Raw genomic sequence first — 26,914 nt, 5'->3', positions numbered from 1 at the left:
ATAAAAATTGAATTACAATAATGCCCTGAAAATATTTAAGTTAGCTCCGGCCGCTTGCCAAAATCAACTTCTCACGGATCAACTGTTCTTCTCCAACTGCTTGATCAACACCTCAAAGTCTTTAGGGTAAGGTGCCACAGCCCCCACTTTCTTTCCGTCCAGGTCTTTGAAGACCAATTCATGAGCGTGTAAGGCATAGCGCTTGATCAAGGGTTGCTCTTCTTCGAACTTCCCAATATTAAACTTGCGTTTAAGGCTGGACAAGTAAAGCCACTTGCCACCGTATAGCTCATCGCAGGCAATAGGCGCTCCGGCATAAGCACAATGCACTCTTACCTGATGCATCCGACCCGTCAGTGGCTTGCAGCTTAACAAGGTGTGGTTGGAAAACGCTTTTATAGAATTCAATATCGTCTCTGATGCCTTTCCTTTTCGACTGGGCTTCACCTCACCTTTTCCGGTGGTAAGCAACGGAACAGCCACTTTGTGATCCTCAAACTTGTGGATGCCATCCGTCAGCGCATGATATATTTTATAGACCTTCCTTTTTTCAAACTGGATAGCCAGGCTTCTGTACGCCTCTGGGTTTTTAGCGATAGCGATTACCCCCGACGTGTTTTTGTCGAGCCGGTGCGCTACCTGAGCATCAGTCACGTAGCCTCTTGCCAAATCGAGTACATTGCGTTCGCTCTGCCTGTCCATGAGGGTAGAAAGAAAAGGAGGCTTGTTTACCAGCAGGTAGTTCTCATTTTCAAACAAAATCCAGTCTTCAAATTTCTCTTTCTTCATGAACCAAAACTAATTCCGGCCACAAAGCTATCACACAAAGAGCAAAAACCCTCCAATGGTTGAATTAAGGTTGCCAATAGCTGATATTTATCCTTCCTTGTTGAAAAGAACCCAATATGAAAAGATCAACCTTCCTGTTTCTCACCGCATTACTCTGCCAGCAGGCTTTCGGTCAGCAAAATGAGTTTCTGGCAAAAGTGGAAGCGGCCTACGACAACTTCGCCGAGAAAAGCATCTCAGTAAGGCGGTTCAAACACAGCGATGTGGAGCCACTGCTTTTAAACCTAAAGACGAAACAAGGCTTCGCTGTTACCAAAGCAGGTGAGAGCATTGAGGGCCGGAGCATCTATTTGGTGAAAGCCGGTACGGGCCCGGTAAAAGTTTTGCTTTGGTCGCAAATGCACGGCGACGAAACAACCGCTACGAGGGTACTGCTCGATCTTTTCAATTTCCTTGCTGACAAAAGCACATTCGCCAAAGAAAAGGAGGCCTTATTAAAAGGCGTCACTTTGTACTTCATTCCCATGCTGAACCCCGACGGAGCGGAGCAATTTCAAAGAAGAAATGCCCTGGGTATTGACATCAACAGAGACGCCGTAAGGCTACAGTCGCCGGAAGCACAGTTACTAAAGCACGTCAGAGACAGCCTGAATCCTGATTTCGGCTTCAACCTACACGACCAGAATTCGGCAACCAGCGCCGGCAGCACAGGAAAGCCAGCGTCTCTGTCTTTTTTGGCACCCGCCTATAACGAAGCAAAAGACATTAATGCATCAAGAAAGGCCGCCCTGCAAGTCGTGGTCAAACTCAACAAGCTGGTTCAAAGCTACATGCCAGGCCACACTGCCAGATACGACGACACCTTTGAGCCCAGGGCCTTTGGCGACAACATCCAGAAGTGGGGAACCAGCACAATATTAATCGAATGTGGTGCTTACCCTAACGACCCTGAAAAGCAAGTCATCAGAAAAGTGCATTTTCTCGCTCTGCTGGGCACCCTGCAAAGCATAGCCGATGGGAGTTATAAAAACCTTGATAGCAACGACTATTTCAAAATACCTGAAAACGGACGGTACTACGTAGACCTGTTGGTTAAAAATGGGAAGCTAGCGCTTGACAGCAGCTTGTATACCATGGATTTAGCCATACGCCTCAGGGAAAACACCCGTGAAGACCTGAGAACCTACGACGTGGCGGGCTATATTGAAGATGTTGGCGATATGTCGGTCTATTTTGGCTACGACGAAATTGATGCGACCGGAATGATGATCGTGCCAGGGAAAGTTTACCCGGATATTTTCGATACCATGGATGCCATTCCAGTTGACAATATCGACGACTGGCTGCAGGAAGGGTACACTTATGTGAAGGTGAGAAAGCCAATCGGGAGATATGTTGACTTGCCCGTCAATATTATCGGCGCTTACCAAACGCCTGATGAAAGCATCTCATTTGGCGATCCAGCCACATTCATTGTCACAAAAGACGGAAAGGTGGCGTTCACGGTGGTAAATGGCATGGTTTACAACCCGACTGCCAACAACAAGGGGGTGAAGAACGGGGTAGTGATCAGGTAAAACAAAAAATGCTCTATCAGGCATTTGCGTAATTGATGGTAGGCCAGGCACCCTCAAGCACTACATTGAACAATTCAAATTTATTTCATGAATATTATGAAGATTTCATAAAATTACGCAACGAGCACTAATCTCCTCTCTACTCACATAGCCTTTCCATTAAGAATCACTATTTTTGGAAGCCCTAATTTACACTTAGTCGGCTCAAGCCAAACAAAGGCTATGCCGGCATAAAAATTATACTTTATGAGAGACGTGCTGGAACAGGTAAGGATTGAACTTGGCAAGCCTTACGAAGACCTGACCTTTTTGCTGGAAGCCCTTAGGGATTCATTATCCGAAAACGGTGAAGAAGCCATTGCTTCCAAAATTCCCTGGATTAACAAAATAAACTTTAGCAATACCGACCAGCTTAGCGAAAAGGAGATTCAGCTTTACTCACTGGTGTTTCAAATAGTGAACATGGTTGAAGTAAATGCGGCTGTGCAAAGCCGCAGGCATTTGGAAGACCAGTCGCTGGCTAGTATCAGTGGTTTGTGGGCCAGAAATTTACAATCGCTCAAGGAGGCTGGAGTCAGCCCAAAAGACATTGCCAGCAAACTGGCCGAGATTTCAATTGAGCCGGTGCTCACGGCACACCCAACGGAAGCCAAGCGTGCATCCGTTCTCGAGCACCACAGGGAGTTATACCTCCTCATCGTGCAGCGGGAAAACCAGATGTACACGAAAAAAGAGAAGGACAATATCAGACACAACATAAAACTGGTATTGTACCGCCTCTGGAAAACCGGAGAGATTTATGTGGAGAAGCCGGACGTAGCCTCTGAGTTAAGAAATATACTTCACTACCTGGTAAATGTGTTCCCGGACGTGATACCAGTGCTTGACCGCCGCATGATACAAGCGTGGGATGACGCAGGGTTTGACAGGTCTCTTCTCCTCAACAACACCGCCTTTCCGAAGATCAGCTTTGGTGACTGGGTGGGCGGAGACAGAGATGGTCACCCACTGGTAACTGCCCAGGTGACCGCCGAAACGCTACAGACCTTAAGACTCAATGCCATCGTGGTAGTGCGCCGCCGGTTACTTATGCTGGTAAAGCACCTTAGCCTGGCTTGCGACATTGATAAAGTGTACCCGCCACTAAGAGAGAGGGCCTACCACCTGATGCATGAGTTGGGTGAAAAAGGAATTGAAGCTTTGCAACGCAACAAGGGCGAAGCATTTCGGCAGTTCGTCAATATTCTCATGGCCCGACTACCCATTGACACCAAAAGGGGTCATGCCACCGAGCTACAAGACTTCAAAGGTGCCTATGCTGGCTCAAAAGAGCTGATAGACGATCTTACCATTTTAAAAGATGCACTCATAGACTATGGCGCCAAATCCATTGCTTTTGATGAGGTAATAGGAGCCATCAGGATCGTAGAAACATTTGGCCTTCACCTGGCCCGCCTCGATATACGCCAAAACAGTGCATTTCACGACAAGGCTATTTCTCAGCTGATGGACGCCGCTGGTCTGAAAGGGGCTGACTACCTGCAGTGGAATGAAGAAGAGAGACTGGCCTTTCTGAACAAAGAGCTAGCCTCCAACCGGCCTTTCGCCAACAAGAATGTTCCGCTGGGTGAAAACGCCCAGGCTGTGGTAGACTGCCTCAAGGTGGTGGAGCAGCACATTTCAAAGTATGGCACAGAAGGCATCGGCTCACTCATTGTCAGCATGACCCGGAGTGTCTCCGATTTGCTCGCCGTTTATCTGCTAGCGAGAGAAGCCGGGCTAACAACCCAATCGGAAGAAGGGCTCGTTTGTATTTTGCCGGTGGTTCCATTGCTTGAAACGATAGAAGACCTTGAAAACGGCGGTCAAATTTTACAAGGCTTTTTGGAGCATCCTTTCACCAAAAGAAGCATTAAATACATAAAAACGAAGAACCAGGCCAGTTCGCTCTTCCAGCAAGTGATGGTAGGATATAGCGATAGTAACAAAGATGGTGGCATCATGGCCAGCCAGTGGAACTTGTACAAAGCACAGTCTCGGTTGAGCCAAATTGGACGTGATCTGGGCGTGAAAATTGTGTTCTTCCATGGCAAAGGCGGCTCAATCAGCCGGGGCGCTGGCCCAACGCACTACTTCGTTAACGCCCTTCCGCATTCTTCGCTTCAGGGAGCCATCCGGCTGACCGAACAGGGTGAAACCATTGCGCAAAAGTATGCCAACAAGGTAAACGCTGAGTACAACCTGGAACTGTTGGTTGCCAGCACAGCCGCCCGAACTATTTTGGACGGAGTGACCGAGAGAAAGTATCACCCTATGGCGGAAATTCTTGAGAAGCTCGCCAACGAAAGCAAAGGCTACTACGAGAAGTTGATGCATGAAGAAGGCTTCATACAGTTTTTCAGAGAAGCTACCCCCATCGATGCTATCGAATCCAGCAAAATTGGTTCGAGGCCTGCTAGAAGGTCCGGCGCCAAGTCATTGGAGGATCTGAGAGCCATTCCGTGGGTATTTAGCTGGAGCCAGTCGAGGTACAATATGACCAGCTGGTTTGGCGTTGGATCTACTCTGCAGAATTTGAGAGACAATCAGCCCGAAATTTATGCGGAGTTCAAGAAGGCAATCAAGTTTGATCCTCTCATTCGGTATGTTTTCACCAACATCGACACCAGCCTCGCTTCCACTGACGAATTGATTATGAAGGAGTATGCGTCGCTGGTAACTGACGACAAAGTGAGAGATAAATTCCTCAACATCTTTATTACGGAGCTAAAGAAAACAAGTGAAGCGCTTGAAGGTCTTCTGGGAAGGCCAATGAAGGAAAGGCGGAGAAACCACTACTATTCCAGTCTTTTGAGAGCATCCTTGATGGACAACCTTCACAAGACCCAGGTGAGTTTGCTCAAAAAGTGGCGCAAAGAGAAAGAAGAAGGATCTGACAAGACAGAGGTAACACTTACTCATTTGCTCATTACTATCAATGCAATAGCAAGTGCTATGCGAAACACCGGTTGATGAATTGATTTGAATTGCGCCTGAAAAGTGTCATATTTCTTAATATTTCGCTTTCAGGCCATGAATCATCCTAAACTCGCTGTACTTATCTCAGCATTTATCGCCACGACGCTGTCTGGTTGTTATATGCAAAACGCCCCAGTCCATTTGGGGCAAAAGATAAGCGGTGTGTCGCTGGTGGCAGGCAGGGAAGTAAGCACTGAAGAAGAACTTGAGCACCTCGACAGCGTTGGTGCCAAATGGGTTGCTATTATTCCCTTTGCCTTTGCCCCGGGGCACTCTCCTGAGCTGCACTTCAATCACTCCCGCCAATGGGGTGGCGAAACAACCAATGGCGTGGGGCAACAGATTGTGGCTGCCCATAGCAAAGGCCTTAAAGTAATGGTGAAACCGCATGTTTGGGTGAGAGGCGACGGCTGGGCAGGCGATTTCGTACTTCAAACGGAGGAAGAATGGGCGACATGGGAAGAAAACTATCTGAGCTACATCATGACTTACCTGAAAGTGGCCGACTCATTGAATGCCGAAATTTTTTGCATTGGCACTGAATTCAATCAGGCCATCATACACCGCCCTGATTTTTGGGTGAAACTTGCTACCACGTGCCGGGCGAACTTCAAAGGCAAACTGACCTATGCCGCCAACTGGGACAACTATATGGAGGTAAGCTGCTGGGAACAGGTGGACTACATTGGCATTGATGCATACTTCCCAATCAGCGACGAAAAAACACCTTCAGTAAAACAGCTGAAGAAAAATTGGGCGGAGCCGAAAAAGTCACTGGAAAAGCTTTCTAAAAAATTTAACCGCCCCATTCTGTTCACTGAATATGGCTACCGCAGCGCTGACTATGCAGCAGCTAAACATTGGGAATTGAACGAAAAAGAACAGCCGCTAAACCTCCAGGCCCAGAGCAATACGTATGAGGCGCTCTTCCAGTCTTTCTGGGACGAGCCATGGTTTTCTGGCGGGTTTCTTTGGAAATGGTATCCTGATCACCCCAGGGCTGGCGGAATGGAGAACAACGACTACACGCCACAAAACAAACCCGCAGAAGTTGTTATCAAAAAGTGGTATGGCCGGGAAGCAAATATTCCCCAGGCAGGCAACTAGTCCAGTGCTTTCGCTTTGGGGCTCGCCATGGCCAACACCTTGAACATCCACTTGGCTAACGGCTTGTTTCCCTTTCGCTTCGTGAGATCCAAAAACCAACCATACTTCTTCATGATTGGTATTTTATGAGTCTCGACCAGTTCTATCAGAGCTCCATCGGGGTCTTCTACATAGGCGAACCGACCTCCGGCTTCACCCATAGCAAAAGTGCCTTTGCTATCAATGGTAAATTTGTGGCCAGCTTTGTTCAGCACCTTCTGAAGAGGCTCCATATCCAGCACATCGAAGCAAAGGTGGATGAATCCACAGTCGCCCCAATATCTGGTATCGTCAAAAATTCTTTTTCCTGCTTTGTCTTTCCGTTCAACAAGCTCAAGCTCTATCCCGCCCAGCAGTTGACTAAACGCTCCCACTTGTCCGGGAGTTTTGCTCAACACCAGTCGCCGGACAGACGGTGAGCCAGCATCGACGAACTTGTCTCCCTTGGCTTCTTCATCGAACACTACTCCGGACGTACCAAGCAGCGTCTGGTAAAATGACAGCGATTTGTCCACTGACGAAACTCCTATAACGGCTCCGAAGATGCCGCCAGTGAGGTTGCCATTCTCGCCGAACCATCCTTCTGAAATCTCAACAACCTGGAATATATTACCCATTGGATCCTTTACCCACGCATATCCTCTCCCTTTAGAGTCTGTCAGAATCTCCGACACCTCCGCTTTGGCGCTTTGAGCAAGTGCTACAAATGATTTGATGTTTCGGGTTTTGATCTTTAGAGCGAACAGACCGAGGTCACCATACACAGGGTTAAAAGAGCAGCTGCCGGGTGTTCTGCTTGTAAACTGCCAAATTTCCGCACCACCGCCTCCTGCCATATTCAACGCCAGCACAGCCCTTCTGGAGTGCACCTCTCCGCCGGTGTAGGGCGTCATAAGTGCTGCTTCAGCTCTGTCGTCGAAGATGGCGACAGACAAGCCGAACATTTTGCTGTACCATGGCCAGTATTTATCAATATCCGGCACACCTATGCCTGCCTGCTGAACTCCAGTAATGTAACTTTCCATAGAACCTATTGATCAGTCTTGAGTAGTTTTTTATAAAGGCTTGCCAGCCTATGCTGAGAAGCGCCCCAAAAATACAAGCTAAAAACTAAAAAGTTAGCAAATTGAACCCGAAGGTAGCTATTGGTGTCATATTTTCTTGCTGACACTACTATATCCCTGGGCATGATGCGGAAGCTGCTTTTTTTCTTTATCCGTTCTATGATGTCATAGTCCTCCATGATAAGATAGTGTTCCTGAAAGCCGCCCAAATTCCGAAAAAGCTCTTTTGTGATAAAAAGCGTTTGATCGCCGCCCCGGCACCAAAGAAATGGGAACCTTGTAAAAAAAGCATTGATTCTAAGCGGCAAATTGTTCGAATTGAAGCGGTAGCGATAACAGCCGCTTTCGTAACCAAGTGAAAGCGACTGAGAGATATCGGTCACATAGTCGGGCTCAACAACAACGTCGGCATGCACAAAGTAGAACACATCGCCGCTGGCTTTTTCAGCACCAAGGTTCATTTGCACTGATCGCTGCCTGACAGCAGTTTTAACCACCACCGCCCCCGCAGCCGCAGCTAATCGAGCTGTGCCGTCACTGCTCCCTCCATCCACAACAATTATTTCCCTGCTTTCGTCATCACCGTGCTTTTTCAGGCTTTCAATCAAGCACACGATATTCTGCTCTTCATTGTAGGTTGGAATGATTACACTGATTGTCATTGATGCGTCGGGTCGTTCGTATTTTCTCCAATTCAAACCTGCCCGCCTTGCGTTTGTTCTCGCCATTTGCTTACAAGCTCCGTCCAGCAGGTCTCCTCAGACTTGTGCCAGTATAGCTGCTTCAAAAGCAACACCCAAAAATTTACTGATTATTTTTGCGCAGCGGCACTTACTACTCATCCTCGTCGGGTGAGTCATCCCGAAGAACTTCTATTTCCTCCATGTCGCTCTTGCGGAGTTTAAAAAAGAAAGTTGAGCCTTTGCCCACCGTGCTGGTAACACTGACTTTGCTGCCATGGGCTTCGATAATGTGCTTGACGATGGCAAGCCCCAAACCAGTCCCACCTTTTTCTTTCGACCGGCTCTTTTCCACTCTATAAAACCGTTCGAACACCCGCTTCAAGTCTTCAGGAGGTATTCCACGCCCGGTATCTTTGACGAATATAGTTACATCATGTTTTCCCTCTTCGAAATCGATCTCCACCATGCCTTCATCCTTGGTATACTTGATTCCATTCGAAATGAGGTTAGTCAGCACCTGATAGATTCTCTGAAAATCGGCGTGAACATAAATCGGGGCCTTCCCCGCCTTCGTATAGCTAAGCTTGATTTTTTTCTTCTCGGCTTTTTCTTCGAACTGCTCAATGATTTCTTCTGTAAGCTCCCGAACATCAAAGTCTTCAAAATGCATTTTAATTTCACCGGTTTCCATTTGAGAAATGGTTAACAGGTCGTGCACCAGAATATCCAGACCATCAAGGCTCTTGGCGGCTTTTTTCAAGAACTTGATCCTAACAGACTTGTCTTCAACCGCTCCATCCAAAAGTGTGTGCACAAATCCCTGAGCGGCAAAAATGGGTGTCTTCAGCTCATGGGAAACATCGGCAAGAAACTCCCTTCTGAAAGCCTCCATCTTCTTCAACTCATCAATCTCCCGCTGCTTAATTTTTGCATAGGAATAAATCTCTTCGTTGATTTTCTTAAGGGGGCTGAGGGGATTTGAAGAGGGATCGTCTACTTCAGTGAAATCTTTTTTCCTTATGTTTTCAAATGCTTCATTAATGCCATTGATTTCCTTAAAAAAAAGAAATTCCAGCACGACGCTGATCAACAGATAAGAAGACGAAAACGAAAGCCCAAATGCGACAAAAAGAGCTGTGACGGTTACCTGAGGCAGCAGGTACAAAAAAGCAGTAGTAATAACGGATATGGAAACAGATAGCAGCAGCGCAAGGGCTCGGGAGTTAAGCAACATAAAAGCTTAGTTAGCCTCAAACTTATATCCAACGCCTTTCACGGTAGATATATATCCTTCCCCTATTTTCTCTCTGACTTTTCTGATATGCACATCGACTGTGCGTGCCAACACATATACGTCGGTGCCCCATATGTTCTGCAACAGATCATCCCGGCTGAACACCTTTCCAGGGTTTTGGGCAAGGAAGTACAGCAGCTCAAATTCCTTTTTGGGAAGGTTGATCTTGTCCTCTCCAATGGTGGCAGTGTAGCTTGTCCGGTCAATACTTAAATCACCTGCCGACACCTGATTGTTGTCCTTCTTCTTTTTAGAGTCTCTTCTGAACAAGGCGTTTATCCTGCTCATCAAAGCCCTCGGCTTAATCGGCTTTGTTATATAATCGTCGGCTCCGATATCAAAAGCCGCTACCTCCGAGTATTCTTCGGACCGTGCTGTTAGAAAAATAACGAAAGAATTATTGAGCTCTGGTATCTCTCTTAGCTGCCTGCATGTTTCCACACCGTCCTGATGAGGCATCATTATGTCCAGCAGAATGAGGTCGGGATGGTAGGTTTTGGCAATTTCAACGGCCTTTCTACCATCGAGCGACGTCTTTACGTCATAACCTTCTTTGGCCAGGTTGTACTTTAGCAGCTCTAATATGTCAGCTTCATCGTCTACTACCAGTACCTTTTGTGATTGCTTATTTCCCATTGTTCACCGGGGGATTACGATAATTTAAAAACCAGGTCTTAGCGCTGTATTTTTTGTTACTCAACTGATAAAAACCAGCTACGAATACTAAAGACGGCTTAAAAGTAGACAATAAAGAACTGAATGTAAAAGCGGTAACAATTTGTTAATACTACTCCTGAACGACCGCCAGCCTAGACTTAATATTCTTTGCGTCGGTGATATCAATGTCTACCGAACCCACTAAAAACATCTTAGCTCTCACTTTGAGCGGAATCTTATTCGCATCGTCAGACATCCATAGCAAGATAGCATCTTCCCCTTCAAAAATACTGTTTTCAGGCATAACAGGTGCAAAAACCAATGAGTTGATCTTGCCGAGCTTGGTCTTAAGCACTTCACGCCTCACAAACCTGATTTTCATATCGAAAAGCTCTTTGTCGAAAAAAGCCTTTACCTGGAGCGTATCGTTGGGTTGAGTTTTTGAAAAGTCAAGCGTCCGGATGTAGTAGTAACCACTTACCAGGTCCTGGATATTGGACGGTATGTCGTACATTTTAGTTTCCTTCGGCCTAAAGGTATGCTTGTCCAGCGTGGTCACTTTGGCCTTTTCGTTCTGGTGATCAAAATCAACCACTTCGTATTTTCTATACCTTCCTTCCTGGATATTCCTGTAAAACTGGTGCGGCACCAGAGAGGCGGTGTCATAATAAGTGCCCCAGTTGTCCTTTACGCTATACAGAAAATCGGCCAAGCCTGTAGTTTTTCCGTAGACGTCGATGCGGTAGCAGGGCCTCCCGTTCCGCCTTTCAATATCCGGCAGAATGCTCATCGTAGCTTCACCGGCGGTCAGCATGCCAATATGCAGCCTGTACTCCAAAAGCTCACCCTTTTTGAAACTTCGGTTACTAAGGGTTCTAAATGCACGATCACCAGCGTACTGACCGAACGCTGAAAAAATTCCTGCGAGTGCTATTAACCCACCTATTTTTGTCAGTATACTTTTCATAATGAAGGATATACTCCTTTTAAATAAGTCACATATGCCCTAAGGTCACCCCCAAACCTTTCCTCTAATTCATTTTCGAAGCTGGTCATCTTACCACGGTACCTGAGGTATGACATAAAGAAGGTATTATTAGGCAACCTGTTCTCGGCCTTCCACTGAAAAGGCTTTCTTTCTTTGAAGCGCAGGGTGTCCAGGTTTTTCATTATGTCATAAATCATGTCCCATTTTTGCTCACTTTTCAGGGCAACAGACATTGATTCGTCCATAGTTGTATATAAGCTATCCAATTTTCGTGCCCCATTCAAATAGTGACGGTAGATCTTTTCATAATCGACCTCTGAGTTTACATACGATGTGAGTTCGGCTGAGTTTTGTCCGAACCGGTTCTTTAAGAACTGAATGGCACCCATTCTTCCCACAAAGCTGGCCAGGTTCTCATTAAATTCCACGCTGTCTTTCACGTAGAGCGTGCCGTGTGTAAGCTCATGAATGATCAATTCAGCCAGATCACCTTCTGACCTCTCCAGCATTTTACTCAAAATCGGGTCCTTAAACCAGCCCAGGGTAGACCAACCGCTTACCATGCCGATATGCGTGTCGTAGCCAGCCGAGTCCAGCCTCGCCCTTTCAAGCTTCGCCTTTTCCAGGTCAAAGTACCCCTTGTAGGGAAACGACCCCAGAAACGGAAACTTCCAGCGATATGGCACCAGTGCAAACGGCTCTGCGGCGGTTACATTCCAGAGTAAATTTTCACCCTTCTGATTGTACATCGTCGTGTAGTTGTCAGAAGGGGAAATACCCAGAGAGTCAACCGCAAAAGACCTTATCTCCTGAATGAGCCTTAGCTTGGCCTTTAAAGAATCCGGGAAGTCGGGCGACTCAAGAAATTCCCCAATTGGTTGAGCTTCCCACAAGATCTCAAACTGACCTTTGCCCTGCATCCACCCATAACTAACCAAATCTCTATAGTAGATCAATACTGCTGCCAAAAGCAGAACAATCGTTAAAACAATCTTTTTCTTCACGATTCCAATTTAGCTCTTCAACACCTAACGACGAAAAATATTGTACAGGAAGCAAATCGCCGAACCATTTAGAATGTCAAACGTATAATACCTTGTAAAACATAGTACTAATCATTACCTTGTCTATATGAAGTCTCCTGAACAATTTCAAAGGCACAATAAGATCATCGGAAAAATTCTTATTGTCGTATCACTTCTGCACCTTGTGTTCTCAGCTTTTATGTACAACGCTGTTTATTTTTTCGACAGCTGGGAAATATTTAGTGACATCCATATAGGAGGGCTTACGTTCAGGCATCCCGCTGCCCTTATGTATGCCTTCCCATTTTTCTATGTTGGACTGGCCATTATCGAGTTTATCCTGGCTGCCGGCATACTGGCCAACCAAAAATGGGCGCAAAAAGCATCGATGGCACCTGCGGTTTTCTACTTCTTCAATTTTCCGCTGGGCACTGCATTTTGTATTTATATCTTCCTCACTTTCTGGGAAACACCCACAGCCGCTGAGATGGAAGTCAGTCAAAAGGCGGAAGAGAATAGCTGAGGGCCATTGTTGAGTGACAGGGTAAATCTGCCCATGATAGCGTTGGTATTTGAGGCGAATCCTAGTAAATTCACAGCCCCAATACTCAATATTTTAATCACATATCATGAGCGATAAAACTGAAAAACTGAAGGCGCTGGCGCTGACCATCGACAAACTTGAAAAAACTTACGGCAAAGGCACCATCATGAAGCTGAGTGATGAGCGGGTAGTTGACGTGCCAGCCATTTCTACAGGCTCTTTGGGGCTTGATATCGCTCTTGGTGTTGGTGGAATTCCAAGAGGCCGGGTAATTGAAATTTACGGACCGGAATCATCAGGTAAAACCACCCTTTCAATGCACTGCATTGCGGAGGCTCAAAAAAAGGGAGGTCTTGCTGCTTTCATTGATGCGGAACATGCCTTTGACAAATCCTATGCAGAAAAGCTCGGCATTGACACCGAGAACCTGCTCATTTCTCAACCCGACAATGGAGAGCAGGCGCTTGAAATTACAGAACACCTGATCCGTTCAGGCGCTATTGACATCATCGTGATTGACTCCGTAGCTGCCCTTGTGCCAAAAGGAGAACTTGAGGGAGAAATGGGTGATAGCAAAATGGGTTTGCAAGCCAGGTTGATGTCGCAGGCTTTGAGAAAGCTGACTGGTACTATTAATAAGACTGGCTGTTCCTGCATATTCATTAACCAGTTGAGAGAGAAAATAGGCGTGATGTTCGGAAATCCTGAAACGACCACTGGTGGTAATGCGCTGAAGTTTTATGCTTCGGTTAGGCTTGACATTCGCCGTGTGGGTCAAATCAAAGAGGGCGCTGACAACGTGACTGGCAACCGCACCCGGGTGAAAGTGGTAAAGAACAAAGTAGCGCCTCCATTCAAAATCGTGGAGTTCGACATCATGTACGGTAAGGGTATCTCCAAAGTGGGCGAGATCATTGATATTGGGGTTGATCTGGACATTGTGAAAAAGTCAGGCTCATGGTTCTCGTACCAGGAAACCAAGCTGGGTCAGGGAAGGGATTCAGTAAAGGAATTGCTGCTCGACAACCCGGAACTGATGGAAGAAATAGAAAAGAAAATCAAAGAAAAAATTGCGGGCGTTGCTGCACCGGCCCCTGCAGTGGCAGATAAAGAATAAACAAACAAAAAGCCTTTAGTTTTTCGATCCTCAACGGGCTTAAAACTAAAGGCTTACTTTTTACAGACTCCCGGTCTACTTTGCGTAAGCAATCGATCTCATCTCACGAATAACAGTCACCTTTATCTGCCCCGGGTACTGCATATCTCTCTCGATCTTCTGGCTAATCTCAAACGACATGTCGCCAGCTCTTTGGTCAGAAACAGAATCCGCATCCACAATCACCCTGAGCTCACGACCGGCCTGAATGGCGTAGCACTTGTTCACACCGTCAAACTCCAGCGCCAAAGCTTCCAGCTCCTTCAATCGGCGGATGTACGACTCCATCACCTCACGGCGAGCACCCGGCCTTGAGCCTGAAATAGCGTCACATGCCTGAATGATAGGTGAAATCATCGCAGTCATCTCTACCTCATCATGGTGAGCGCCAATGGCGTTGCAAACATCAGGATGCTCCTTGTATTTCTTGGCCAGCTCCATGCCCAGGATCGCATGTGGCTGCTCTGGCTCTTCCGGCCACACCTTGCCAATATCATGTAGAAGCCCGGCTCTTTTGGCCATCTTGGCATTCAGCCCAAGTTCAGCAGCCAGCGTGGCGCAAAGCTTCGCTACCTCTCTGGAGTGTTGAAGCAGGTTTTGTCCGTAAGACGAACGGAACCTCATCCGGCCAACCATTTTGATCAATTCAGGGTGCACCCCATGAATACCCAACTCAATCACAGTCTTCTCACCAATTTCAACAATTTCATCATCGATGTTCTTGGCAGTTTTGGCTACAATCTCTTCAATACGGGCAGGGTGAATCCTACCATCCTGCACCAGGCGGTGCAAAGACAATCTAGCTACCTCACGGCGCACCGGATCAAAACCTGAGATGATGATGGCTTCTGGTGTGTCGTCAACTATGATCTCCACTCCTGTAGCCGCTTCCAATGCCCGGATGTTTCTACCCTCACGCCCAATGATCTTGCCTTTGATGTCGTCACTTTCAATGTTGAAAATGGAAACACAGTTTTCTATGGCGTGCTCTGTAGCAGTTCGCTGGATTGTCTGGAGAACGATCTTCTTCGCTTCCTTGGTAGCAGTCAGCTTCGACTCTTCAATAATCTCTTTGATGTGAGACGATGCCTTGGAACGAGCCTCATCTTTCAGCGTTTCCACCAGCTGCTCTCTTGCTTCGTCGGCTGTGAGGCTTGAAATTTTTTCGAGGATCTCTACTTGCTGCTGCCTGATTTTGTCCAGCTCTTCCTTCCTCTTTTTCAATATCTCCATTTGGGCATTCAGGTTCTCCTTGGCAGAGTCTAGCTCGGCCTCGGTTCTCTTGTTCTGCTCAAACTGCTTAGACAGCGCCTGCTCTCTCTGCTTGATCTTGTTTTCGTTGGAGATGATGATGGCCTTTTTCCTATTCGACTCCTCCTCGAATTCTTCTCTAAGCTTCAGGAATCTTTCTTTGGCTTCAAGAATTTTATTCTTCTTGATGTTCTCAGCCTCAATTTCAGCTTCTTTTACCAGCAGCTTACTCTTTTCTTCAATGTCCGACTCCTTAGAAGCATAGGATTTCTTAAGGGCCATTCTCCCTGCGAGAAAGCCCGCCACAATCCCAACAAAGGCAAATAGGATGATATATACGGTTGTGTCCATAACATTTAATATAAGGTGTATACTATTACTAGTTAGCACCAGCAGAAATTGCTACAGAAGCACAGGGTAAAAAATGATATGCAGGTTTATAAGGCCTGGGTGATCAGATGATTTAGGTGAGTAATTTTTTCTAGTGTTACCTGATCATTGTCTACAACAGTCTCGTCGACTTTCAGTTTCTCAATAAGCAAGTCGAAGGACACCATTGCCAGCAAGTCTTGTGGATCGTCGATGCCAAATTGTTCCTTGTACGACTTCATCCTTTCATTCAATTGCTTGCCTGCCTGACGTACCATGCCCTCTTCATGAGCCGATACCTTCATTGGGTATTCTCTGTTGCCTATTTTTATCCGTATCGAAAGCTGTTCCCCCATCACTTATCCTTACAGGTTATTGACTCAAATGAGCAATGCACCTATCTATCTCCTTAATATATTCATTTAATACTTGTTTGAGTTCTGTCGAGTCGTCTCCGCTCAATGCCAAACTATCAGCAATCTTACTAATTTTAAATTTATTTTGGAAGTCGCTTATCTGATGTTCCTTCGAACTCAAAACACTACGGAGCTCTTCATTCTCCGTTTTGGTATGATCTAACTCTTTTTTCAGGTTTTTATATTCATTTAAAAGAAGGGAAATCTTTCTTTCCAATGAGTTTAATTCCGAGTTGAGTTGGTTTGAGTTCATAGTAATCACTTCCTTATTATAGCTCCAAGCTGACTTTCAAAAGCAGCTATCAACGCATTCATTGTTTTGTCAATTTGCTTGTCCTTCAGGGTCTCCTTCTCATCCTGAAGAGTGAAACTGATGGCATACGACTTCTTACCAGCTTCCAGCTTGTATCCTTCATAAACGCTGAAAACATTCAGCCCCTTGATCAGTCGACGTTCCGCTTGTCTGGCTACTTTCTCTACCTGAGAGAAACTCACTGACTTGTCCAGCACTAATGACAAGTCACGGCGTACTTCCGGAAACTTGGGCACCTCAGTATAATCGATTGTGCCTTTGTACCATTTCAGCAGTTGCTTCCAGTCGATGTCGGCATAAAAAACCGGCTGTCGCACCTCCGCCAGCTTGAGCACCTTTTTGTTTACCTGCCCAATGCTTGCAAACATTTTTCCATTCAACGAAAAATCAAGGCCCGACTCAAATGTCTTGTCTTTGGTGGGTTGAGTTTCGTATCCAGAGATGTTCAATTTATTTAAAATTTGCTGTAAAGCAGCGGACAAGTCGTAGAATTCTGTCGTCCTGGTTGGCTCCCTCCAGGATTCCTCATGAGAGGCGCCTGTAGCAAACAATGCCAGCCTGTTTTGCTCCCGGTACTTTCCACTGTCCTTCTTATGATACGTCTTGCCAAACTCAAAAAACTTCAGGTTCGGTTGGCGATGGTTGTTGTTGTAAGCCACCACTTCCAGTCCACTGAAAAGCATTGACTGACGCATCACGCCAAGCTCTTCACTCAACTTGTTGAGAATAACGACATTCTGCTCTTCCTCGTACAATCCTGATTTGGTACCATATTCAGCATTGGTCAGAGAGTTGGTGATGATTTCGTAGAAGGACCTTGCCGCCAGGAACTCCGAAATTTTAAGCTGAAGCTTATTGTCGTCCACTGTCGGAAATTCCGACAAAGTTTTGGCACCAATAGTCGCCGATAACTCAATATTATCGATGCCATACACCCTCAAAACCTCCTCTACTATGTCTATTTCACGCTGTACATCCACCCTGTAGGGGGGCACAACAGCGGTGAAATCATCAGCAGTTAAATCCTCAATACCTATATGTAGGTTTTTCAAAATTTTCAGAATAGCCTCTTTGCCGATATCTTTCCCCATCAGCATATTGACCCTGGCAAAACGAACTTTGAACCTGAAGTCGGCAATGGGCTGCGGGTAAATATCAACTACCTCAGAGCTAATGCTTCCTCCAGCCACTTCTTTAATAAGCAGTGCAGCATGTTTCAAAGCATTTACGGTCCCATTTGGATCGATACCTCGTTCAAACCTGAAAGAAGCATCAGTTTTCAGACCATACAAGATGGCAGTTCTTCGCACGTAGTCAGGAGAGAAGTAGGCAGACTCGAGAAAGATACTTGTTGTGGTGTCGGACACGCCCGAGTGTGTACCACCGAAAACGCCTGCTATACACATTCCTTCCTCTGCATCGCAAATCATCAGGTCATTGGCCGAAAGTTTCCTCTCTTTCTCATCCAATGTGGTAAACTTAGTGCCTTCGGAAAGCGTCTTGACAACCACCTTTCCTCCCTTGATTTTCGCAGCGTCGAAAGCATGTAGCGGCTGACCCACGCCGTGGCAGATATAATTGGTGACGTCAACGATATTATTGATTGGAGTGAGTCCTATCGCCTCAAGGCGAGCTTTGAGCCATGACGGCGAAGGCCCAACTTTCAGGCCCGTCAATGTAACACCTGCATACCTTGGGCACGCCTCAGCGTTTTCAACAGAGACGTAAATTTGAAGAGACTTATTGTCTGCCTTGAAAGCATCAATAGCCGGGAATTTCAAAGGCCTTCCGTAAAAAGCTGCCAGGTCTCTGGCTGTGCCGTAGTGCGAGGTAGCATCGGCCCTGTTGGGTGTTAGGCCAATTTCGAATACATAGTCTGTGGTTGGCTTAAAGTAATCTGCCGCTGGCGTGCCATTGGGCAACTGCGTATCTAGTACGATCACTCCTCCGTGATCGTTGCTCAGGCCTATCTCGTCCTCGGCGCAGATCATCCCATTGGACTCTTCTCCCCTTATTTTTGCTCTCTTGATTTGGAAAGGCTCACCTGCCTTAGGGTGTATCGTGGTGCCATTGGTAGCCACCACTACCCGCTGCCCTTTTGCTACATTGGGAGCACCGCAAACAATGCCCAACAGTTCGGGCCCACCAACATCAACTTTTGTCAGCTTCAGCTTATCTGCATTCGGGTGGGGTTCGCATGCCACCACTTCGCCCAGCACCAGGCCCTCCATGCTTCCGGGAATCTCCTCGTGAAATTCGAGCCCTTCCACTTCCAACCCCAACCCGGTAAGTACTTTTGACACCTCCTCGGGCTTCTCTGTCAGATCAATATATTCCTTCAGCCAATTATATGAAATCTTCATTCCTTGCTTCTCTTCTTCCTTATTTAACTCGTTTCAAAAAAACGAAGGGGTAAAATTAACCAAATAGCGTCAAGTAGTAGGCGAGCTAGTAGTTTTTTTCGCCTGCCTCGATAGCGATGTCCAAAACATTCTCTTTCAAAGGAAGGGGGCATGAATAACTGCTGTTGTACTCACAGTAGGGGTTGTAGGCCAAATTGAAATCCAGCACAATTTGCCTGGCATTTTTTACTGACACGTCGAGGTAGCGGCCTCCGCCATACGTTGATTCCCCACTGGTGGCGTCAGCAAACGCCAGGAAAGTGACATTTTGCATGCCTGGCCCGGCCTGCCTCAACAAAGTCAATTTTTTCCTCTGGCCTTTGATTTCAAATTCAACGAATGCAAATTTTTGATACTGCTGTGTTTTTCCATCGCTGGTGCCCAACGTTACCAGCTCTTTCGTCTCCAACTGATTGACATTAGCCATGACTTTGTAGGATGGATCAGCAGGAAAATACTTTAACTCGGTAAATTCTTTTCCTTTGAAGGGAGAGTCAGATGAACTCCGCATAAACTCGTTCTTCTCCTTGCGTTCCTTTTCAATGGACGCTATATACTCTTCGGGTGACTCTTCGCCGGAATTCGCTAAAAAAATAACGACACCAACCACCACTGCAAGAATACTGATAATCAACTTCGAACCTTTCATCTTACCTATAATGTTGCTTCGTCTGCAAAACTATAATATCCTTCGTCACAAAAAATCAAATGGTCAAGTACAAGTATCTGAAGCAACTCTCCGGCAGCTTTCATCGACTTGGTGAGCCTTATGTCCTCCTGGCTCGGCCTGGGGTTTCCTGAAGGGTGATTATGAGTCAAAATAATCCCAGTACAGCCCGGCAGCTCTAATGCCTTTTTATAAATAACCCGGGGATCGGCTACAGTGCCACTAATACCTCCCAAACTCACCTGTTGCACAGAAATTACCTTGCCTCCACGGCCAAGAAAAATAATCCAAAACTCCTCGTGGGCAAGGTCAAGCAAATAAGGCCGCATGAAATTGTAGGCCTCTTTACTGGTGATGATGACGGGTTTTGCTTCTGTGGCTTGCTCCTTCCTCCGCCGGCCCAATTCGAGTGCGCTCATGATGGTAATGGCCCTTGCTTCGCCGATGCCCTCAAAAGTAGTGAAGTCTGCCATGCTAAATTTCCCAAGCGCATTAAGGTCGTTGTTTACCTTTTGGAGGATCATTTTGGCAATGTCGACGGCAGAGTGCCTCTTTGTGCCCGAGTTGATAAGAATGGCAAGCAGTTCGGCATCTGACAAAACCGACTTGCCTTTCGACATGAGCTTCTCCCTTGGCCGATCATCTTCTGACCAGCTTTTTATCGACAGCCGTTGCGTGTAGTCACCTTCCGACATACTTGATTGATTTGCTTCTTAAAGTAACCAAAAACAATAAATCAACCACCAATAAAAACAAAAAGCCCCTTCAAATTGAAGAGGCTCCTTGAATCTTCGGGCAAATTGGTGTTTAGTCTAGCGCATTAACCAGCTTAGCCAATTTTGATTTTTTGTTAGAAGCATTATTTTTATGAATAATGTTTCTCTTAGCAAGCTTGTCAATCATGCCTGCAACTTTTTTGTAAAGCTCAGTGGCTTCTGCTTTATCAGTTGATCCTACAAGCTTTTTGATAAAGGTACGAGTCGTTTTGTGCTGATAACGATTTCTCAACCTTTTGGCTTCTGTAGAACGAATTCTTTTTAACGACGATTTATGATTAGCCATACTATTTTAGTACTTGCGGTAAACAGTTCATTTTTAGAGAGCGCAAAGATAAAAGTATTGTTTGAATTTACAAAACCCTCCTGGAATATAATCTCCAGCGAAGCAACTGAAAGCCTATGCGCCCCAACAGTAAAGTGATAACATTCTCAGCTTCATTTAAAGCTACTTCGCTATTAGCCGTTTTAGGGACGCTAATCGCAAATATATCGTTTTCGAACCCGGGCAGCGGCCGATGGGGATTTTTTGCTCACCAAAAAATAAACCACCTGGCCGTTTACACATTACCTCAGGAATTAGGGGTTTTCTTTAAATACCATATTCAGTATGTGGAGGAAAATGCTGTTAACCCTGACAGGCGCAGGTATGCGATTCCTGAAGAAGCTGCCAGACACTATATAGACATCGACATTTATGGAGACAGTGCCATTTACAAGATGCCAAGGTATTGGAACGAGGCTGTAGAAAAATATACCGAAGATACGCTCCAGGCATACGGTGTCGTTCCCTGGCATATTGCCACCATGAAAAACTTCCTTACAAAAGCTTTTCGGGAAAAAGACATTGATCGCATTCTTCGCTATGCTACAGACATAGGCCATTATATAGGCGACGCCAATGTGCCTCTTCACACTACGGAGAACTATAACGGCCAGCTCACCAATCAATATGGCATCCACGGTTTCTGGGAATCGAGGCTACCAGAACTATTCTTTCAGGATTACGATTTTTTTGTTGGCAAGGCCGAATACATAAAAAATCCCCAGATGGAGGCTTGGAAGGCGGTCACCAATGCCCACCTGGCGCTCGATTCGGTGCTTAGGTTCGAGAAGCAACTAAATGCTCAGTTTGCCGAAGACAAAAAATACACGTTTGAAGAAAGAGGAGGCAGCATGACTCAAACTTATTCACGTGAATACGCAGCGGCTTTTCACCAAATGCTGGGGGCGCAAGTCGAAAACAGAATGCGAGCTTCGATAAAGATGGTAGGTGACTTTTGGTTTACTTGCTGGGTAGATGCCGGCCAGCCCGACATGTATGAGTTGGTCAAAACACAACTAACTGAGAGACAAAAGAAGGAACTTGAGGCTGAACAAGAAGCCTGGAGAGTGAAGAAAGTTAGCACAAGAGACCACGAGGGAGGGGAGTTACCGTGATCGTTCTTCTGAACTTTAAGGTAACATGTCATTCGCCCGACAACATTGTTTGACCTTTCTGAGTTAATTGGCTACCATGAAAAGCACCCACTTTATATTTCTCTTCAGCCTAAGCCTCTTTTTTTCTTGTGAAAAGGAGGGTGAGACGCCAACCGACCCAGTTGAAGATGACTTTGTGCCGACTCCCACCACAACTGTTTTGAAGGCTGGCGAATTCACGAATGTTGCTCATAAAGTGACTGGTAAAGCCACTATATACCAAACCGGCGGCACGAAAACCCTGGTGCTTGATCCATTTACTACTGAGAACGGGCCGGATTTGTACGTTTACCTAAGCTCTGACACAAAAGCATCAAAGTTTGTAAGTCTTGGGAAACTTAAATCAACCAACGGCAAGCAATCCTATGAAATCTCCAGTGACACAATGTTGGACGACTTTAGTTACGCCATTGTTTGGTGCGAAGACTTCAGTGTGAACTTTGGAAATGCGGAGCTGAAGTAGAACCTCTACTCTTCCATCCTCCTCTTTAGTTTGACGGGATTTCTGGCCTTACGCATCCTCATATTAATGACCTCCACAACGAGGGCGAAGAACACTGCAAAGTAGATGTAACCCTTCGGCACGTGGTGATGCCAGCCTTCGATAAACAACATAAATCCAATCAAGATGAGGAAGGACAGCGCCAGTACTTCCAGCGTGGGGTGGTTGTGAATAAAGTTGCTGATAGATCCTGCGAACACCATCATTACGCCCATGGAAATAACAACGGCTATGATCATCAGCAGAAGGTGCTCAGTGAGCCCAACGGCGGTGAGGATCGAATCGAAAGAAAAAATCATGTCGAGCAACACAATTTGAACAATGACATTGAGCAAGGTTGCCGACTTGGACGCCTTTTCTGAGTCGTCTCCCTCCATTTTCTGGTGCACCTCCATGACCGACTTAAATACCAGAAACATGCCGCCAGCCATCAGCACAAGATCCCTTCCACTAAGGTCGGTGCCAAAAAGCGAGAAAAGTGGGCTGGTAAGGCGTGTGATATAGTTGATGCCAAATAACAGACCAATGCGCATTACCAGCGCAAGGCCAAGCCCAACAGTCCTGGCTCTCTTTTGCTGGAGGTCAGGCAGCCCTTTTGAGACAATCGAAATAAAAAGGATATTATCTATCCCGAGAACAATCTCAAGAAAAGTGAGGGTGAGAAGGGCAATCCACGAAGATGGTTGAAGGAAAATATCAAAGCTCATAATAAATAACTCGTTTCAATCTGCTGCAAAAGTAATAAGCAGATGAATGAAGCTCTGATATTTTCCAACTAATAAGTCAATTTTTCAACAATGAAACTTAAACAACCGGAGCCCAGCCCTTCTGATATTCTCTGCTCCAATTTTTAAGCGCATCCTTGTCATTCAAGATCTGCCCTTTAGCAGGATCAATGTTCAGGGTTCTTCCTGTTTCCTGAGAAATATTTCCAAAGTGGCAAAGCTGAGTACTAATAGAAGCATCGGCAATTGGTGCGTTCAAAGTTTTGCCTTCACGAATAGCATCGGCAAAATTATTGAAGTGATACACATCCAAAATGCCCTCGCCCATTGTGTTGGTCGTAGCGCTTTCAGCGCCTTCCTTCACTTCTTTCACCAGCTTACCGGACATGTCGAATAGCTGATAGGAGTTTCTGTCGAGTAGGATTGTTCCTTCTGTGCCATGGATGGTTACGCCTCTGCCTCTGTTGTAAACGTCAAACCCGTTACAACTTCTTCCTTCCCACGTGATCATTTTACCACCTTCAAACTCGTAGTTGACCATCTGAGTATCATAGTATTCCCAATCGTCTTGAAACGCATAACGGCCACCAGAAGAGGATACTTTCGTTGGATAATCGACGCCAAGTGCCCAGCGGCTAATGTCTATTTCGTGCGTACCGTTATTGTGCAGCTCGCCAGTGCCCCAGTGTTTGAACCAATGCCAGTTATAATGCACCACGTTGTCTTTGTATTCCTTCCTGGGTGCCGGCCCCTGCCAAAGCTCCCAGTCCAGCCACTCAGGCACCGGAGCAGGTTTGCCCACACCTATCGACTTGCGAGCATTTGCATACCAGGCTTTACAAGCATAGGCTTTGCCGATAATTCCATTTCTGATGTCACTCATGGCTTCCTTTGACGCTAACCCTGAGCGCTGCTGGTTACCCATTTGCATCACAATTTTGTTTTTCTTTTGTGATGCAACCAACATACCCGTTTCATTCGGATTGTGGCTACAAGGCTTTTCGATGTATACATGTTTGCCAGCGTTGGCACCCATGATACCCATCGGTGCATGCCAGTGCTCAGGGGTGGCTATAGTAATGGCGTCAACATATTTGTTCTCAAGGAGCTTACGAAAATCTTTCTCTGTTTTCGCTTTTTTGCCCATTGCCTTTTCTATGTGAGCGCCTGCTGAGTCAAATACTCTGGAGTCAACATCGCACAAGTAACCCAGGCTGGCATTGTTCACTTTCGAAATGGCCGAAATATGGGCCCTGCCCCTGCTATTGGCTCCCACCACTGCAAAGTTTACCCGATCGTTGGCTCCAAGAATGGAGCCGTAGCTTCTGGCCGACATGGCGAATGAAAGCCCGACGGTCCCTAACGCCGTCTTTTTAATAAATTCTCTTCTCTCGTTATTTGTAGGCATCTCAGTTAATTTTATAGTTCTCTGATTCTAATATTCTTGTAACTCACTTCGTTTCCGTGATCCTGAAGCAGGATGTGACCCACTGGCCACCTGCCAAACTCCGGCCATTTGCTATACTTGCTATAAGCGACCAGAGCCCGGAACATTTGCGAAAAGCGCTCGTATTCCACGACCTTTGTGCCGTTCAGCCAGTGTTCAACATGGCCATCCTTTGAAATAACTTTTGCAGTATTCCAGGTGCCCACACCATTGAATGGCACTGGCTGGCCCGGATCAGAAAGATTCTCTGCTGTAATCAAATCGTACAAAGACGATAATGTACGATTTCCGTTTACACCCATTTTAGCGTCCGGGTGCAGCTCGTTGTCAAGTACCTGAAACTCGCAGCCAATGGCTGAACCTGACCCTTTGTTCATTTCAGGATCCACAAAATACTTGATGCCGCTGTTGGCTCCAGGAGTAATTTTGAACTCAAGCTGCAACTCGAAATTGCCGTAGGTTTTGTTAGTAATAATGTCGCCAGGGCCTGCTGCTTCAGCACCGTCGGTTGCCAATATGGTCAGAACGCCGTCTTTCATTTGCCAGCCTTTCGCCGGGAACTTATCCAGCTTGGCTCCTCTCCAACCTTCGGTGGTTTTGCCATCCCACAGTAATTTCCATCCATCGCTGATCTCCTGATCAGTCAGTTTGACAGTTTGATTTTGAGCGCAAGACTGAGTAAAACCAAAAATTGTTAATACAAAGAGTGTTGTTAGTGTCGTGTTTTTCATTTTCATACCTGATTGAATCTATGAAGGTAATAAAATATAAGGCTCAGGAGAATACCGTTCATCCTTTCCCGTTGTTTGCAATAAAAAAAGCTGCCAAAAACCAGCAGCTTCAAAATAACTCTTGAGGAAACATTATCCAATTTTCAACCGCTACTTAGTCATTTTTCTGTATTTGATTCTGGTAGGGATAATATCTCCCCCAAGTCGAGCTTTTCTGTTTTCCTCATAGTCAGTATAGTTGCCTTCGAACCAATAAACCTGGCTATCTCCTTCAAATGCCAGTATGTGTGTACAAATTCTATCCAGGAACCACCTGTCGTGAGAAATAATGACGGCACAGCCTGCAAAATCTTCCAAGGCATCTTCAAGCACTCGCAGGGTGTTCACATCCAGGTCGTTAGTCGGCTCATCGAGCAGCAACAGGTTGGCCCCCATTTTCAGTGTTAACGCCAGGTGCACACGGTTTCTTTCACCACCGGAAAGTATGCCAACCTTTTTCTCCTGGCATTGCCCGCAAAATTGAACTTGCTTACGTATGCCCGGGAGTTGATTTGCTTACCACCCAACTCAATCAATTCATTTCCTTCGGAGATCGTCTGCCAAACCGTTTTGTTAGGATCAAGGTTATCGTGCTCTTGGTCAACGTAGCCAGTCACCACAGTGGGGCCGACTTCAAATGACCCGGCATCGGGCTGAACCTTTCCGGTTATCAATTTGAAGAGCGTCGTTTTACCGGCACCGTTAGGCCCAATAATACCGACTATGCCAGCTGGTGGTAATGCGAACGACAGGTTCTCAAAAAGAAGCTTGTCACCAAATGCTTTTGAAAGCCCCGTTGCCTCAATGACTTTATTGCCGAGTCTCGGCCCGTTAGGAATAAAGAGATCCAGCTTGGCTTCCTTTTCTTTGACTTCCTCGCCTGCCATTTTATCGTAGGCATTCAAACGAGCCTTTCCTTTCGCCTGACGAGCCTTGGGTGACATTCTGATCCACTCCAACTCACGCTGCAGGGTCTTTTGTCTTTTAGACTCCGTCTTTTCTTCTTTGGCCATTCTATCCTGCTTTTGCTCCAGCCACGATGAATAGTTGCCTTTCCATGGTATGCCTTCACCACGATCAAGTTCAAGTATCCAACCCGCTACATTATCAAGGAAATAACGGTCGTGGGTCACAGCGATGACCGTGCCTTTGTAGTTCTGCAAATGCTGCTCCAGCCAATGCACCGATTCGGCGTCAAGGTGGTTGGTAGGCTCATCCAGCAATAGCACGTCCGGCTCTTTCAAAAGCAAGCGACACAACGCTACTCTTCTTTTTTCACCGCCAGAAAGGTTCTTGATAAGGGCGTCACCAGGAGGTGTCCGCAAGGCATCCATGGCAATCTCCAGCTTGCTATCCAACTCCCAGGCGTTTACATGGTCAAGTTTCTCCTGCACCTCTCCCTGGCGCTGAATCAGCTTATCCATAGCGTCGGGGTCGTCAAGCACCTCCGGATCTGCAAATTTTTCATTGATTAGCTCAAATTCCTTTAGCAAATCAACAATCTCCTGAGCCCCTTCTTCCACAATGTCTTTTACGGTTTTATTGGGGTCAAACTGCGGCTCCTGCTCCAGCATTCCCACGGTGTATCCCGGCGAGAAAACTACCTCCCCCTGAAACTCCTTGTCTACCCCTGCTATAATTTTAAGCAACGAAGACTTGCCTGAACCGTTCAACCCAAGGACACCTATCTTGGCACCGTAGAAAAATGAAAGGTAAATGTTCTTTAAAACCTGTTTTTTCGGGGGGTGAATTTTGCTCACACCCGCCATTGAAAAGATTATTTTTTCTGCACTCATTGTATAGGGTATTATTGATTCAAAGATGGTAAAAATTATTACCAATGATTCATCTTTGAT

The 26,914-nt window shown here is 46.2% G+C and carries 24 protein-coding genes and 1 pseudogene; 7 read left to right on the top strand and 18 right to left on the bottom strand.

Translation table 11 applies throughout. The annotated features are described in order from the left end of the window. Positions 1-78 precede the first annotated feature (78 nt). A complete protein-coding gene (locus ACMVP2_RS14285) occupies positions 79-789 on the bottom strand; it encodes an RluA family pseudouridine synthase (protein ID WP_151996378.1) in 711 nt (236 codons plus the stop codon). A 116-nt stretch (positions 790-905) separates the two neighbouring features. Between ACMVP2_RS14285 and ACMVP2_RS14280 the strand changes: the two genes are divergently transcribed. The 3 genes from ACMVP2_RS14280 to ACMVP2_RS14270 all read left to right on the top strand — a co-directional run bounded on the left by ACMVP2_RS14280 (position 906) and on the right by ACMVP2_RS14270 (position 6,491). Then, positions 906-2,366, top strand: a complete 1,461-nt coding sequence (locus tag ACMVP2_RS14280; protein ID WP_416868128.1) for a M14 metallopeptidase family protein — start codon at positions 906-908, stop codon at positions 2,364-2,366. Positions 2,367-2,612: 246 nt separating this feature from the next. Beyond that, positions 2,613-5,378: a phosphoenolpyruvate carboxylase gene (locus ACMVP2_RS14275; protein WP_416868127.1), complete on the top strand. Its 2,766-nt coding sequence runs from the start codon at positions 2,613-2,615 to the stop codon at positions 5,376-5,378. A 60-nt stretch (positions 5,379-5,438) separates the two neighbouring features. After that, complete coding sequence (locus ACMVP2_RS14270; RefSeq protein ID WP_416868126.1) at positions 5,439-6,491, top strand: glycoside hydrolase family 113; 1,053 nt, start codon at positions 5,439-5,441, stop codon at positions 6,489-6,491. Here ACMVP2_RS14270 and ACMVP2_RS14265 read toward each other — a convergent pair. The 6 genes from ACMVP2_RS14265 to ACMVP2_RS14240 all read right to left on the bottom strand — a co-directional run bounded on the left by ACMVP2_RS14265 (position 6,488) and on the right by ACMVP2_RS14240 (position 12,220). Next, positions 6,488-7,555 (bottom strand): VOC family protein, encoded by a 1,068-nt coding sequence (locus tag ACMVP2_RS14265; RefSeq protein WP_339784998.1) that lies wholly within the window; start codon positions 7,553-7,555, stop codon positions 6,488-6,490. The two genes, ACMVP2_RS14270 and ACMVP2_RS14265, sit on opposite strands and share 4 nt — an antisense overlap. A gap of 5 nt (positions 7,556-7,560) precedes the next feature. Next, positions 7,561-8,322, bottom strand: a complete 762-nt coding sequence (locus ACMVP2_RS14260) for a TIGR04283 family arsenosugar biosynthesis glycosyltransferase (RefSeq protein ID WP_339784996.1) — start codon at positions 8,320-8,322, stop codon at positions 7,561-7,563. 106 nt (positions 8,323-8,428) lie between these two features. Next, a complete protein-coding gene (locus tag ACMVP2_RS14255; protein WP_339784994.1) occupies positions 8,429-9,511 on the bottom strand; it encodes a sensor histidine kinase in 1,083 nt (360 codons plus the stop codon). 6 nt (positions 9,512-9,517) lie between these two features. Continuing rightward, a complete protein-coding gene (locus tag ACMVP2_RS14250) occupies positions 9,518-10,207 on the bottom strand; it encodes a response regulator transcription factor (protein ID WP_151996371.1) in 690 nt (229 codons plus the stop codon). A 151-nt stretch (positions 10,208-10,358) separates the two neighbouring features. After that, positions 10,359-11,195 (bottom strand): DUF3108 domain-containing protein, encoded by an 837-nt coding sequence (locus ACMVP2_RS14245; RefSeq protein WP_416868125.1) that lies wholly within the window; start codon positions 11,193-11,195, stop codon positions 10,359-10,361. Continuing rightward, entirely contained in the window at positions 11,192-12,220 is a 1,029-nt protein-coding gene (locus ACMVP2_RS14240) for an aminopeptidase (RefSeq protein ID WP_339784990.1), read from the bottom strand. The genes ACMVP2_RS14245 and ACMVP2_RS14240 overlap by 4 nt, the downstream gene beginning before the upstream one ends. A gap of 127 nt (positions 12,221-12,347) precedes the next feature. Here ACMVP2_RS14240 and ACMVP2_RS14235 point away from each other — a divergent pair, with 127 nt between their 5' ends. Both ACMVP2_RS14235 and recA read left to right on the top strand, forming a co-directional pair. Next, positions 12,348-12,764: a hypothetical protein gene (locus ACMVP2_RS14235; RefSeq protein ID WP_317489545.1), complete on the top strand. Its 417-nt coding sequence runs from the start codon at positions 12,348-12,350 to the stop codon at positions 12,762-12,764. 106 nt (positions 12,765-12,870) lie between these two features. Beyond that, a complete protein-coding gene (recA, locus tag ACMVP2_RS14230; protein ID WP_416868124.1) occupies positions 12,871-13,902 on the top strand; it encodes a recombinase RecA in 1,032 nt (343 codons plus the stop codon). 75 nt (positions 13,903-13,977) lie between these two features. Here the strand turns inward: recA and rny are convergent, their stop codons facing one another. From rny to rpsT, 7 genes are all read right to left on the bottom strand, one after another. Then, positions 13,978-15,543, bottom strand: coding sequence for a ribonuclease Y (gene rny, locus ACMVP2_RS14225; RefSeq protein ID WP_317489544.1), 1,566 nt, complete (start codon positions 15,541-15,543; stop codon positions 13,978-13,980). 86 nt (positions 15,544-15,629) lie between these two features. Beyond that, positions 15,630-15,917, bottom strand: coding sequence for a cell division protein ZapA (locus ACMVP2_RS14220; RefSeq protein ID WP_151996366.1), 288 nt, complete (start codon positions 15,915-15,917; stop codon positions 15,630-15,632). Between the two features lie 16 nt (positions 15,918-15,933). Next, complete coding sequence (locus ACMVP2_RS14215; protein WP_339784985.1) at positions 15,934-16,194, bottom strand: hypothetical protein; 261 nt, start codon at positions 16,192-16,194, stop codon at positions 15,934-15,936. Between the two features lie 41 nt (positions 16,195-16,235). Further along, positions 16,236-18,653 (bottom strand): phenylalanine--tRNA ligase subunit beta, encoded by a 2,418-nt coding sequence (gene pheT, locus ACMVP2_RS14210; protein WP_416868123.1) that lies wholly within the window; start codon positions 18,651-18,653, stop codon positions 16,236-16,238. Positions 18,654-18,738: 85 nt separating this feature from the next. After that, positions 18,739-19,341 carry a DUF1684 domain-containing protein gene (locus tag ACMVP2_RS14205; protein WP_416868122.1) on the bottom strand — a complete coding sequence of 201 codons (603 nt, stop codon included), beginning with the start codon at positions 19,339-19,341 and terminating at the stop codon, positions 18,739-18,741. Positions 19,342-19,346: 5 nt separating this feature from the next. Further along, positions 19,347-20,054 carry a RadC family protein gene (radC, locus tag ACMVP2_RS14200; protein ID WP_416868121.1) on the bottom strand — a complete coding sequence of 236 codons (708 nt, stop codon included), beginning with the start codon at positions 20,052-20,054 and terminating at the stop codon, positions 19,347-19,349. Between the two features lie 112 nt (positions 20,055-20,166). Continuing rightward, on the bottom strand, positions 20,167-20,421 hold the full coding sequence (rpsT, locus tag ACMVP2_RS14195) for a 30S ribosomal protein S20 (protein WP_317489540.1): 255 nt from the start codon (positions 20,419-20,421) through the stop codon (positions 20,167-20,169). A 116-nt stretch (positions 20,422-20,537) separates the two neighbouring features. On the opposite strand from rpsT, the gene ACMVP2_RS14190 reads away from it, so the two are divergent. Beyond that, entirely contained in the window at positions 20,538-21,575 is a 1,038-nt protein-coding gene (locus tag ACMVP2_RS14190; RefSeq protein ID WP_416868120.1) for a zinc dependent phospholipase C family protein, read from the top strand. Positions 21,576-21,651: 76 nt separating this feature from the next. Beyond that, positions 21,652-22,077, top strand: coding sequence for a DM13 domain-containing protein (locus ACMVP2_RS14185; RefSeq protein ID WP_416868119.1), 426 nt, complete (start codon positions 21,652-21,654; stop codon positions 22,075-22,077). 5 nt (positions 22,078-22,082) lie between these two features. Here the strand turns inward: ACMVP2_RS14185 and ACMVP2_RS14180 are convergent, their stop codons facing one another. The 4 genes and pseudogenes from ACMVP2_RS14180 to ettA form a co-directional block, all read right to left on the bottom strand. Continuing rightward, positions 22,083-22,823, bottom strand: coding sequence for a TerC family protein (locus ACMVP2_RS14180; RefSeq protein ID WP_416868118.1), 741 nt, complete (start codon positions 22,821-22,823; stop codon positions 22,083-22,085). Positions 22,824-22,920: 97 nt separating this feature from the next. After that, on the bottom strand, positions 22,921-24,249 hold the full coding sequence (locus tag ACMVP2_RS14175) for a Gfo/Idh/MocA family protein (RefSeq protein ID WP_416868117.1): 1,329 nt from the start codon (positions 24,247-24,249) through the stop codon (positions 22,921-22,923). An 11-nt stretch (positions 24,250-24,260) separates the two neighbouring features. Then, entirely contained in the window at positions 24,261-25,019 is a 759-nt protein-coding gene (locus tag ACMVP2_RS14170) for a 3-keto-disaccharide hydrolase (protein ID WP_416868116.1), read from the bottom strand. Between the two features lie 150 nt (positions 25,020-25,169). Further along, positions 25,170-26,854, bottom strand: a pseudogene (ettA, locus tag ACMVP2_RS14165) (energy-dependent translational throttle protein EttA). Between the last annotated feature and the right edge of the window lie 60 nt (positions 26,855-26,914).

Origin of the sequence: Imperialibacter sp. (genome assembly GCF_048007035.1) — a bacterium.
Classification (GTDB): Bacteria; Bacteroidota; Bacteroidia; order Cytophagales; family Cyclobacteriaceae; genus Imperialibacter.
The sequence above is the reverse complement of the archived record's forward strand: the minus strand, read 5'-3'. Positions and strand labels throughout refer to the sequence as shown.